Here is an 11,634-nt window from a genome sequence, read left to right on the forward strand (position 1 = left end):
GCGACCACTCTGTTCCACCACGCGATCGATCACCCAACCGTGACCGTGCAGCAGACCTACTCCCTGATCAACCCTCAATCGGCCCCGGGGCGATGGACCTTGATCCGCTGGGGCCCCGCCGGTAGCCTAGTGCTGCGAATTACGCTATGCCGAGTCTCGGAATTGCCGGCCCGCCGTTCACCACGTTCAAACGCCCGAGACCGGTGCCAGGCAGGTACGCGAACCTCATGGGTCTCAATTCGTTCTGCCACAAAGAAAGTGAGTAAGCCAGCATGCGTGCGGTAGTCATCGACGGGGCCGGCAGCGTCAGAGTCAACACCCAGCCCGACCCGGCACTGCCCGGGCCTGACGGAGTGGTTGTCGCCGTGACCGCCGCCGGCATCTGCGGATCCGATCTGCATTTCTACGAAGGCGAATATCCGTTCACCGAGCCGGTGGCCCTCGGTCACGAGGCGGTAGGCACCATCGTCGAGGCCGGGCCACAGGTGCGCACCGTCGGAGTTGGCGACCTGGTCATGGTGTCTTCAGTGGCCGGCTGCGGCGTCTGCCCGGGATGCGAAACCCATGATCCAGTCATGTGCTTCTCCGGCCCGATGATCTTCGGCGCCGGCGTGCTTGGCGGCGCACAGGCCGATCTGCTGGCGGTGCCGGCCGCCGATTTCCAGGTGCTCAAGATCCCCGAAGGTATCACCACCGAGCAGGCACTGCTGCTCACGGACAACCTCGCCACCGGTTGGGCGGCAGCCCAACGAGCCGATATTTCATTCGGCTCCGCCGTGGCGGTCATCGGCCTGGGAGCCGTCGGCCTCTGCGCGCTGCGCAGCGCCTTCATACACGGTGCCGCAACGGTTTTCGCTGTCGACCGAGTAAAGGGACGCTTGCAACGCGCGGCCACCTGGGGTGCTACGCCGATACCGTCACCGGCGGCCGAGACGATTCTGGCCGCGACGCGGGGTCGCGGCGCAGACTCGGTGATTGACGCCGTCGGCACCGACGCCTCGATGAGCGACGCGCTCAATGCGGTGCGCCCTGGCGGCACCGTCTCGGTTGTCGGCGTGCACGATCTTCAGCCGTTTCCCGTGCCCGCACTGACGTGCCTGTTGCGAAGCATCACGCTGCGAATGACCATGGCACCGGTACAACGAACCTGGCCGGAACTGATCCCGTTGCTGCAGTCGGGCCGACTCGATGTCGATGGCATCTTCACTACCACCCTGCCGTTGGACGAAGCGGCCAAGGGCTATGCAACCGCGAGGGCGCGCTCGGGTGAGGAGCTAAGGTTCTGCTTACGCCCTGACAGCCGTGATGTACTGGGAGCGCATGAAACTGTCGATCTTTACGTCCACGTCCGGCGGTGTCAGTCCGTAGCCGACCTGCAGCTCGAGGGTGCTGCGGACGGGGTCGACGGCCCATCCATGCTCAACTAGCCACTCCACGGGATCGGTCTTGTCGTCGTAGGTGAGCGCGGAGAAATTCACGTCACCAGACATATTGACCCCCGGGTGTGCGGTTTCCAGCGCGGCGAGCTGCTCGTGATCCAACCGGGACCCTAAGGCGCCCAAGGCAACTCGGCTGCCAGGCGCACACAACTCATCGATCCGGGCGAACAGAGCATATTGCGCATCGCCGGTCAGGTAGGGCAGTAGTCCCTCGACCGACCAGGCGCTGGGTCGTTGCGGATCGAACCCGGCCGCTGTCAGCGGCGTGGGCCAGTCCGTACGCAGATCTGCTGGCACCGCCACCCGGTGAGCTTTGGGTACAGCACCCCGCTCACTTAGCACCCGTGCTTTGAATTCCAGGACCTTCGGCACATCGATCTCGAAAACCGTTGTCCCGGGCTGCCAGTCAAGGCGATAAGCGCGGCAGTCCAGACCGGCGGCGACGATCACCGCCTGTCGTATGCCAGCCTCATCAGCGCAGTTGAAGAAGTCGTCGAAAAACCGGGTTTGCACGCCGTAGAGCCGAGGGAAAGCGGTGCCGTCCTCCGACGTTCTCGGGTTTGCTAACAGACCCTCCAGATACGGGTCGGCCGAAGCGGTGATGAAATGCTTCGCGTATTCGTCTTGGACCAGCGGTTTAGGGCCCGTGGTGTGCAGTGCACGCCAACCCGCAACCAGTAGCGCGGTGTAGCCCACGTTGCTGACAATGTCCCAGTGGTCGTCATCGGAACGAAGCGAGCCATACTCAGGTGTAGTCATCTCATCAGCCTTCCAGCATTACGGTCACCGGACCGTCGTTGACCAGTTCGACCTGCATGTGGGCACCGAACACGCCGGCTTCCACGTGCGCTCCCAACTGGCGCAGCGCTGCCGCGAACGCTGCTATCAGGGGCTGCGCCACCGCACCTGGCGCCGCGGCGTTCCAGGACGGTCGCCGACCCTTCGCGGTGTCTGCGTAGAGGGTGAACTGGCTGATTACCAGGATCGGTGCGTGCATGTCGGAGGCGGATTTCTCGTCGGCGAGAACCCGCAAATTCCAGAGCTTTTCGGCGAGACGGCGCGCCTTGTCGAGATCGTCGCCGTGGGTGACACCGACGAACGCGACCAGGCCCTGCCCGTCCGGCCGGATAGCGCCGACCACCCGACCATCGACCCTCACCGCAGCCGATGAGACCCGTTGCACCAGAACCCGCACGAGCCTCGATGCTGCCAGGCCGGCTATGCAGTCGCTGGGGCTGGGTAGGCTCATTGTGTGTCTGTGCTGGTCGCGTTTTCCGTCACCCCGCTGGGCGTGGGGGAGGGGGTCGGCGAGATCGTCACCGAAGCGATTCGCGTGGTCCGTGATTCCGGCCTGCCGAACCAGACAGATGCCATGTTCACCGTGATCGAAGGCGATACCTGGGCGGAAGTGATGGCCGTCGTGCAGCGCGCGGTGGAGGCCGTGGCCGCTCGGGCACCGCGAGTCAGCGCGGTGATCAAGGTGGACTGGCGTCCCGGGGTCACCGACGCGATGACCCAGAAGGTCGCTACCGTCGAGCGGTATCTTCTCCGGCCTGAATAGCAGCGCTAAACGCCCGCTCGGCCGCATCCCCATGGACCGCAAATACCACCCTTTGCAGCGACCCCGGCCGGTGCCGACGGACGGCGCCGACCATCAGCCGCGCAGCGTCGTCGAGCGGAAAGCCGCCCACGCCCGTGCCGAAAGCCACCAGCGCCAGCGAGCGGCAACCGAGCTCGTCGGCTTTCCGCAGGGTAGCAGCGGTGGCTGCGGTGATGATCTCGCCCGAGGTCGGACCTCCTAGCTCCATCGTCGCCGCGTGGATCACGTAGCGCGCCGGCATGTCACCGGCCGTGGTCTCGACCGCTTCCCCAAGCCCAATCGGCGCCTTCTCGGTGGACTCGCGCTGCAGCTCGGGGCCGCCGGCGCGGGCGATGGCCGCAGCGACACCACCGGCATGCCGCAGTCGGGTGTTCGCCGCATTGGTGATGGCGTCGAGCTCGAGCTTGGTCACGTCGGCCTGATGTACCTCCAACTCGATCATCGACACATTGTCCCCCCTGCAAGTACTCGGCGGCCGCGGTGATGCACCCCTTGTTGTGTTGGACCGTCGCCACCATCGCCCACACAATCGAACCCTCGCCCGGCGCCACTGCGGCCCATCGAGACTCCGGCCCATCGAGCCCAGATTCAGGGTAGCTTGAGGTGAACGAGGACAATCAAGCGGCTGGCAAGGACACAGACCGATGGCTCGTGATCCAGTTGTACCGAGGGTGCGAACAGCATGAGTGGCGACGACGCCGGGCCGGGCGAGGTCAGCCATGCCCGCGGCGTCGGTGGGCCGGGCGGAGCCGGAGGCGCCGGTGGCCGGGGTGGTGCCGGCGGTCGCGGCGGGGCGGGCGGTAGAGGCGGAGATGGCGGCATAGGCGGGGCAGCGGGCCCCGGCGGTCAACCCGGCCAGGGCGGGGTGGGCGGCGCACCCGGCCCCGGTGGAACCCCCGGCGAACCAGGTCAGCCCGGCAAACCAGGACAACCGGGGCAACCCGGCAGCCCGGGACATTAGCGCGTGCGGGTGGCGTCGTCGCGCATGAGCACGCATAGCCGCCATCTGCCCGGTACGCCCTTGAGTTCCTGCTCACCACGCTCGGCGAACCGGTGCCGTGATCCGGCGACGATGTCTCGCACGGTCGAGGACACCAGCACCTCACTGGGTCCGGCCAGCGCGCAGACGCGCGCACCGATATGCACGGCCACGCCGGCGACGTCGGTACCGTGCGAGGCATCGCGCACCTCGACCTCGCCCGCATGAATACCGATCCGGACCTCAATACCCAGCGCGGCGACCGCGTCGACGATGTCGTCCGCGCACGCGATCGCGGCACTCGGACTGGTGAACGTCGCGACGAAACCGTCACCGGCCGTGTTCACTTCGCGACCGCCGAACCGCTGGATTTCGTGGCACACGATGGTGTCGTGGTTGTCCAACAGGTCGCGCCATCGGTCGTCGCCGAGCGCGGCGGCGTGCTGGGTCGAGCCGACGATGTCGGTAAACATGATGGTGGCAAGCATGCGCTCGGCGTCAGCGCCGCCGCGCACGCCGGTGATGAATTCCTCGATTTCATCGAGCATCGGCCCGGTGTCGCCAACCCAGTACAGGGTATCGGTGCCGGGTAGTTCGACCAAGCGGGATCCAGCGATGTGCTCGGCGAGGTAGCGACCATGTCCCACCGGGATGTACGTCGATCCGACACGGTGCAAGATCAGTGTTGGAGCCTCGATGTGTCCCAAGACATCTCGTACGTCGGCCTCGGCTATGACCTTTGAAACGGCACGGGCAATGCTCGGCGGTCCGGCACGGTTGCCGGCGAGATCCCACCAGGCTCGAAACACGTCATCTCCGGCCACGGTAGGAGCCACGATGCTCAGCACGTCGAAGCCCCGCTCGACGGCATCCGGTTCCAGCGCCACCGTCAGGAACGGGTCAGCTCGACGAACCTGGGCGCCTACCGGGTAGTCGGGCGCCCATAGTGGGCGCGCCGAGCCGTTGACGACGATCAGGCTGCGCACCCGCTCGGGGTAGTCGGCGGCGAGAACAAGTCCGTTCATGGCGTGGAAACTGGGCGCGAAAATTGTCGCCTGCTCGCATCCGACCGCGTCCATCACCGCGATCGCGTCCTGGGCCCAGAACTTCGGCCCCAGCGTGGTTATCGCGGCGAGCCGTGACGACAGGCCGACCCCACGATGGTCGAGGCGGATCACCCTGCTGAATGACGCAAGACGGCGATGGAAACGGTACAGCGATGGCTCGTCGTCGATCGAGTCGATCGGCACGAACGGCCCCGGCAACACCAGCAGATCCGTCGGACCGTCACCCAGCACCTGGTAGGCGATATCCATGTCGCCGCATTTTGCGTAGCGGGTCCTGTGAATGTGGGGAGCCTGCGCCACGGTCCTACGTTAGTTCATGCGTAGGCTCATGGCGGTGAGCGCACGTGCGGGCATCGTGATCACCGGAACCGAGGTCCTGACCGGGCGGGTCCAAGACCGCAACGGCCCCTGGATCGCCGATCGGCTCCTGGAGCTCGGGGTCGAGTTGGCACACATCACGATCTGCGGCGACCGTCCCGCCGACATCGAGGCACAGCTGCGATTCATGGCTGAGCAGGGTGTGGACCTGATCGTCACCAGCGGCGGCCTGGGGCCGACCGCCGACGATATGACCGTCGAGGTGGTGGCGCGCTATTGCGGGCGCGAGCTGGTGCTGGACGACGAGCTGGAGAACAGGATCGCCAACATCCTCAAGAAGCTGATGGGGCGAAATCCCGCTATTGAACCCGCCAACTTCGACTCCATACGCGCCGCCAACCGCAAACAGGCCATGATTCCGGCCGGATCGCAAGTGATCGATCCGGTGGGCACCGCCCCCGGTCTGGTTGTGCCGGGACGGCCAGCGGTGATGGTGCTTCCCGGGCCACCGCGCGAGCTGCAGCCGATATGGAGCAAGGCCATCCAGACGGCTCCGGTACAGGATGCGATTGCCGGCCGGACGACCTACCGACAGGAGACCATCCGGATCTTCGGCCTGCCGGAGTCTTCTCTGGCCGACACACTGCGTGACGCCGAGGCAGCCATCCCGGGTTTTGACTTAGTCGAGATCACCACCTGCCTGCGGCGCGGCGAGATTGAAATGGTCACTCGCTTTGAACCGAACGCCGCGCAAGTGTACACGCAATTGGCACGGTTATTGCGCGACCGGCACGGCCACCAGGTCTATTCGGAAGACGGTGCGTCCGTGGACGAGCTGGTCGCAAAATTGCTAACTGGCCGCCGGATAGCGACCGCCGAATCCTGCACCGCAGGGTTGCTGGCGGCACGGCTCACCGACCGGCCCGGGTCGTCCAAGTACGTGGCGGGCGCAGTGGTGGCCTACTCTAACGAGGCGAAGGCACAGCTTCTCGGTGTGGATCCGGCGCTGATCGAGGCCCACGGGGCGGTTTCCGAGCCGGTCGCCCAGGCAATGGCAGCGGGGGCGCTGCAAGGCTTCGGCGCCGACACCGCCACCGCGATCACCGGAATTGCGGGTCCGAGTGGGGGAACGCCGGAAAAGCCTGTGGGAACAGTGTGCTTCACCGTCCTGCTGGACGATGGCCGAACAACCACCCGAACCGTGCGGCTGCCCGGGAACCGGTCAGACATTAGGGAGCGCTCGACGACTGTGGCGATGCACCTGCTGCGGCGCACCCTGAGCGGTATCCCGGGCTCACCCTAGCGACGGCGAAATCGACAGCAGCGCGACAAAGTTCGACGAGAAGACACCGCGCTAATGTCGATTTCGATGACGAACAAGAAAAGCAGTTTCCGTAGTACCAAAGCGGATTCCGGTGGCATCCTTGCCAATCGCCGTCAGCACCGCTACGACCAATAGCACGGGCACGATCGTCGCGGCCAAGGCGAAGGGGTAGCCATGGGATTCGGCCAGACGCTCTTGAATAGGAAGGTTGAACGCCGCCAGCAGATTACCGAGCTGGTAGGTTACGCCGGGGTAGACGCCCCGGATAGCGTCTGGCGACATCTCGGTCAGATGCGCGGGGATCACACCCCAGGCACCCTGTACGAAGACTTGCATCAAAAACGAACCCAGGCACAACATCGCCGCAGTGCGCGAGTAAGCGAACAGCGGCACGATCGGCAGTCCCAGCGCCGCACAGAAAACGATGGTGTAACGGCGGCTGAACCGCTGGGACAACGTGCCGAACGCCAGACCGCCGATGATGGCGCCGATGTTGTAGATCACCACTATCCACCTGGCGGTCAGGCTGGACAAACCGGCACCATGATCGGTAGTCGCGGTCAGGAAGGTCGGGTAGACATCCTGGGTGCCGTGGCTCATCCAGTTGAAGGCGGTCATCAACAGCACTAGGTAGACAAACCGGCGCACAATTGCGGGGTTACCCAGGACATCGCGGATTCGGGTCTTGGTGAGCCGCATGCGGTCCTGCGCGGCTTCCCAGACTTCGGATTCCTTTACCCGGTACCGGATGATCAAGCTGATCAGAGCCGGGATGATGCTTAGGCCGAACAACCACCGCCACGACAGCCCTAGCCAGTTCATCACCACCAGCGCTGCCACACTGGCCAGCAGATAGCCGAACGCGTAGCCCTCCTGCAGCAGCCCGGAGAAGACGCCACGCCGCTCGGCTGGAACCTTCTCCATGGACAGCGCGGCACCCAGCCCCCACTCTCCGCCCATGCCAATGCCGTAGAGCAGTCGCAGGATCACCAGCACGGTGAAGTTGGGTGCGAATGCGCACAGAAATCCGATCACCGAATAGAACGACACGTCGACCATCAGCGGGACCCGCCGGCCCACCCGGTCGGCCCATAGCCCGAACAGCAACGCACCCACGGGGCGCATGGCCAGGGTGGCGGTGGTGAGAAACGCGACGTCGGTCTTGGTGTGGTGGAAGGTCGTTGCGATGTCGGCATAGACCAGCACCACGAGAAAGTAATCGAACGCATCCATCGTCCAACCCAAGAAAGATGCCATAAAAGCGTTTCGCTGGTCGCCGGTCAACCGCGGTGCTGCCACGTCTGCATCGTGGCGTACCGGGCGCGGCACCGCGAGTCCGGGGACATGGCGAACAGCGGCGGCTCGCATGTCCGTGGCAGGATCGGGCAATGGTGCCTTTTCTGATGCGCGCCGCAGTGACCGGATTCGCATTATGGGTGGTGACTCTTTTCGTCCCGGGCATGCGGTTTGCGGGCGGCGACACAACGCTGCAGCGGGTCGCCATCATCTTCGTCGTCGCGGTGATCTTCGGTCTGGTCAACGCGTTCATCAAGCCCATCGTGCAGATCTTGTCGATCCCGTTGTACATCCTGACTCTCGGTCTTTTCCATGTAGTCGTTAACGCGTCGATGCTGTGGCTTACCGCGTGGATCACTGAGCACACCACCCACTGGGGACTGCAGATCGACCACTTCTGGTGGACCGCGATCTGGGCGGCGATCTTGTTGTCGATCGTCAGCTGGATCCTGTCGCTGTTGGCTCGTGACTTTCGACGTGTCACTCGCGCACACTAGAGCCACAAATTTTGGTGGGGGGACATCCTAGGTTTTCGGGGCATGTTCCACTTATGCTTACTCACACTGCTTGCCAACCTCGTCCAAGACAGGCACCCTGTCTTCGGCGTGATGACGCTGACCTCCCGCCCTCCAATACGCCGGACGGCAGCACCTAACAGCACACGACGACGGGACTGCAAATGATGCGCACTGTCGCGATTGGACCAGGTGCCGGTCCTTCGAGCACACGGCCGAGTTCGCAACCCAGTGACCTGCATAGCGGCCTACGCGCGGTTACCGAGTGCACCGGCTCAGCGGTGGTCGTTCATGTGGGCGGCGACATCGACGCCAGTAACGAGGTCGCTTGGCAGCGTCTGGTGAGCAAGAGCGCCGCTATCGCCATCGCGCCGGGTCCGTTCGTCATCGACATTCGGGACCTCGACTTCATGGGATCATGTGCATACGCTGTGTTGGCCCAGGAGTCGGTGCGGTGTCGCCGGCGCGGGGTGAATATGCGGTTGGTGAGTAACCAGCCGATCGTGGCCCGCACCATTGCCGCGTGCGGACTGCGGCGACTAATTCCGCTGTATGCAACGGTCGAGACCGCACTGGCGCCGCCTCCCAGCGCGCATTGACCGACCCATTAACCGACCGGTGCCACCCAACCCGCCATGGTGTCGGGTTAACCGCCGCCGACAAGATTGACCACCTCCCGCGCACAACCCCATGACAGGGTCACGCCGTCACCTCCGTGGCCATAGTTGTGGATGCACAGCGCTCGCCCGATCGGTTCAGCTTCCACCCGCACGGACGGCCGATCAGGACGCAGCCCGGTAATCGTCTCAATCACTGCCGCCTCGGCAAGCCGTGGTTGTATGCGGCGACACCGTTGCAGGATCCGCTCGGTTATCTCCGGCTCTGGGGTGGGGTCCCACCTGCCAGGGATACTGATGCCGCCGCAGACTACACGCTGCGGGTGGGCAAAGTAGCAGATCCATTCCGAGCCGCCGGTGCGCTCGATAAACAGTTGCTCTAGACCTGGATTGGTGAGGACGACGTGCTGGCCGAACCGCGGCCAGACCGTGGCGTCGCCGGCCAGTTCCCGAGCGCCCAGACCAGCACAGTTGATCACTATGGGCGCCGCCTCAGCGGCCTCGGCCAGCGACCGTAGCGGGCGCGTTTCGATTTCACAGCCAGTCGCCGCCAATCGCTGGGTCAGACAGTCGAGGTACTGGGGCATATCGATCATCGGCAAGGTGGCATGAAACCCAGCACGGAAGCCCCCGGGCACGTCGGCCGGGTCAGCCGGCCGCACGTCGGGGATCAGCTCCAACCCGGGCGGCATCGCACCGGTCTCGATACGATCGCCGACACTCAGCGCCGGCGTCATGCGCACGCCGGTGGCGGGATCCTTGGCCAAGTCGCGAAACACGTGCAATGACTGTTCGATCCACCCGCGTACCTTGGCAACGGGTTCCTTCGGCCGCGGCCCCCAGACCGCACCCGCCACCGCCGATGTCGTTTGCTGCGGCAATGCGGCCGCCCATACCCGCACCGGCCACCCCGCCTCGGCCAGGCATATGGCCGACGTCAGTCCGCTGACGCCGGCCCCAATCACGATGACCTGTTGCTCACCTATTGCCACAGCAGGACCGTAGCCGAAGCCAGCGTCAGTTAGGGCTGAGGCACTCGCCCTCCAGTCGGTCCGAGTAAGCCGTTGAGGATGCCGAGCTGATTTTGTAGTTGGGCCCCCGCTTCAGGTCCAGGAACTCCGGCAGGGGCAGCGCCTTCGCTGCCCGTGTTCTGCCAGGGTTGGCAGCCGTGCGTCTTGAACGCCTTGTCGGTCGGCTCAATCGTCACTACCTGTGGTTTCTTGCTGAGTGCGTTATCGATGAGCGCGCCATCGGGGTTACCCATCCGCTTCCAATAGCAGGTGCCGTCGCCGACGGGTCCCGCGGAGCTGTACGTGCCGGGAGCGATGTCAATCCCCACCGCATAGGTGCCGTCGCTATCAATTGCCGTCTTCGGTGTCGGTGCCGGCTCCGGATCGGCGCCGGCGAGGCCCACGGATCCGGCCCAGCCTGCGAGGATCAGGCCGGCGACGGCAAAGGCTGCAGCAGGAGATGGGGCTGGCTTCAAGCGCATCACACAATAGCCTACTGGGGCCTACCGGTATCCGGAACTCACTCGGCCTGGAAGCAATCACTCGTTCTCCCGCCGCCGATGGGCTTGTTCGATCCCCATATGCGCCTGCGAGCGCACGGACGGCGCGCCACCGACGCAGTGTCCGGCAATGATGCGGTAAATCGCGGACGGCGCCAACGCTTCCACCGAGTCACAGCCTTGTCCGCCAGCACACCGCCCAGACCGCATGTATCGGAGGATGTCCGGAAGCCGTTGGCCACCTCCGTGTCGAGCAACCACCGCTGTCACTGCATTGCTGTCACTAAATCGTTGTCCGGCAACACGTTTAGAGCGCTCGCGTCAGGCTGACCTCCTGGTGGCTCGCATCCCGAGCACCGGCTGGGTACCGCGACCTTCGTCGAAGTCCGCCGCCCACGGCCAGCGACCACGCCGGTCGGCCCACACCAACTGCAAGGCCGTCACCTTGTCGCCAAAGATGGCGATCGCACAATACAAATGCGCGTCCGGATGTGTAACCTGGACCGTTTCGACAAGAGGGCCGGCTGGGAGGGTGGTCTGCATACCGGGAGTCAGCAAGTCACCGACCAGAGCCCTGCGAGCGGCGATGTTCAACAACCGCTGCCCACGTCGTGGCGAGAGGCCAGTCACCACCAGTTCGGGCAAGCCGCGCCGGGTTAGACCAACCGTGTAGGCAAATGGCCGTCGCTCGCACTCCACGTGCTGTACCGCCCAGCCATGCATGAGCATTATCCCGTACACCTCGTCGAGGTACTCCTCGGCGGTGGCTTCCGGGTGATCGCACATCCAGCACATTTCGGCGCCCTTTCTCCTCATCCCCGTCTCGTCATCCCCGTCTCGTCGTGCCTGCGACCACCATGCACGCGGGGTCTGACAAATCGCGCCGGGCAAACACCAGCACCCCGCGAGCCGGTCAGCTCGCGGGGTGCTGCGGCGGGTTGTGGTTGATCGGCGGGCAGGGCCGATCAA

At 64.8% G+C, this 11,634-nt stretch carries 13 protein-coding genes; 5 read left to right on the forward strand and 8 right to left on the reverse strand.

All coding sequences use genetic code 11. The features are described from left to right. Nucleotides 1-272 precede the first annotated feature (272 nt). Nucleotides 273-1,427, forward strand: a complete 1,155-nt coding sequence (locus Rv1895) for a zinc-binding alcohol dehydrogenase (protein ID NP_216411.1) — start codon at nucleotides 273-275, stop codon at nucleotides 1,425-1,427. Here Rv1895 and Rv1896c read toward each other — a convergent pair. After that, nucleotides 1,287-2,198, reverse strand: coding sequence for an S-adenosyl-L-methionine-dependent methyltransferase (locus tag Rv1896c; RefSeq protein NP_216412.1), 912 nt, complete (start codon nucleotides 2,196-2,198; stop codon nucleotides 1,287-1,289). The two genes, Rv1895 and Rv1896c, sit on opposite strands and share 141 nt — an antisense overlap. 4 nt (nucleotides 2,199-2,202) lie before the next feature. Then, nucleotides 2,203-2,634 (reverse strand): D-tyrosyl-tRNA(Tyr) deacylase, encoded by a 432-nt coding sequence (locus Rv1897c; protein ID NP_216413.1) that lies wholly within the window; start codon nucleotides 2,632-2,634, stop codon nucleotides 2,203-2,205. Between the two features lie 57 nt (nucleotides 2,635-2,691). Here Rv1897c and Rv1898 point away from each other — a divergent pair, with 57 nt between their 5' ends. After that, the gene (locus tag Rv1898; RefSeq protein NP_216414.1) at nucleotides 2,692-3,000 is read left to right on the forward strand and encodes a hypothetical protein; all 309 of its coding nucleotides are present in this window, start codon (nucleotides 2,692-2,694) and stop codon (nucleotides 2,998-3,000) included. Here Rv1898 and lppD read toward each other — a convergent pair. Together lppD and lipJ are read right to left on the reverse strand one after the other, a co-directional pair. Next, complete coding sequence (gene lppD, locus Rv1899c) at nucleotides 2,966-3,997, reverse strand: lipoprotein LppD (RefSeq protein ID NP_216415.1); 1,032 nt, start codon at nucleotides 3,995-3,997, stop codon at nucleotides 2,966-2,968. The genes Rv1898 and lppD overlap by 35 nt on opposite strands. Next, the gene (gene lipJ, locus Rv1900c; RefSeq protein NP_216416.1) at nucleotides 3,997-5,385 is read right to left on the reverse strand and encodes a lignin peroxidase LipJ; all 1,389 of its coding nucleotides are present in this window, start codon (nucleotides 5,383-5,385) and stop codon (nucleotides 3,997-3,999) included. The genes lppD and lipJ overlap by 1 nt, the downstream gene beginning before the upstream one ends. 28 nt (nucleotides 5,386-5,413) lie before the next feature. Between lipJ and cinA the strand changes: the two genes are divergently transcribed. Next, nucleotides 5,414-6,706, forward strand: a complete 1,293-nt coding sequence (gene cinA / locus Rv1901; RefSeq protein NP_216417.1) for a competence damage-inducible protein CinA — start codon at nucleotides 5,414-5,416, stop codon at nucleotides 6,704-6,706. A 51-nt stretch (nucleotides 6,707-6,757) separates the two neighbouring features. On the opposite strand, the gene nanT is transcribed toward cinA, so the two are convergent. Beyond that, on the reverse strand, nucleotides 6,758-8,026 hold the full coding sequence (gene nanT / locus Rv1902c; RefSeq protein NP_216418.1) for a sialic acid-transport integral membrane protein NanT: 1,269 nt from the start codon (nucleotides 8,024-8,026) through the stop codon (nucleotides 6,758-6,760). 89 nt (nucleotides 8,027-8,115) lie between these two features. Between nanT and Rv1903 the strand changes: the two genes are divergently transcribed. Both Rv1903 and Rv1904 read left to right on the forward strand, forming a co-directional pair. After that, nucleotides 8,116-8,520, forward strand: coding sequence for a membrane protein (locus tag Rv1903; RefSeq protein ID NP_216419.1), 405 nt, complete (start codon nucleotides 8,116-8,118; stop codon nucleotides 8,518-8,520). 185 nt (nucleotides 8,521-8,705) lie between these two features. Next, a complete protein-coding gene (locus Rv1904; RefSeq protein ID NP_216420.1) occupies nucleotides 8,706-9,137 on the forward strand; it encodes a hypothetical protein in 432 nt (143 codons plus the stop codon). A gap of 47 nt (nucleotides 9,138-9,184) precedes the next feature. Here the strand turns inward: Rv1904 and aao are convergent, their stop codons facing one another. The 3 genes from aao to Rv1907c all read right to left on the reverse strand — a co-directional run bounded on the left by aao (nucleotide 9,185) and on the right by Rv1907c (nucleotide 11,634). Beyond that, a complete protein-coding gene (gene aao, locus Rv1905c) occupies nucleotides 9,185-10,147 on the reverse strand; it encodes a D-amino acid oxidase (protein NP_216421.1) in 963 nt (320 codons plus the stop codon). Nucleotides 10,148-10,176: 29 nt separating this feature from the next. Further along, a complete protein-coding gene (locus Rv1906c; protein ID NP_216422.1) occupies nucleotides 10,177-10,647 on the reverse strand; it encodes a hypothetical protein in 471 nt (156 codons plus the stop codon). Nucleotides 10,648-10,986: 339 nt separating this feature from the next. Further along, complete coding sequence (locus Rv1907c; protein ID NP_216423.1) at nucleotides 10,987-11,634, reverse strand: hypothetical protein; 648 nt, start codon at nucleotides 11,632-11,634, stop codon at nucleotides 10,987-10,989.

Source organism: Mycobacterium tuberculosis H37Rv, assembly GCF_000195955.2.
In the GTDB taxonomy this organism is placed as follows: domain Bacteria; phylum Actinomycetota; class Actinomycetes; order Mycobacteriales; family Mycobacteriaceae; genus Mycobacterium; species Mycobacterium tuberculosis.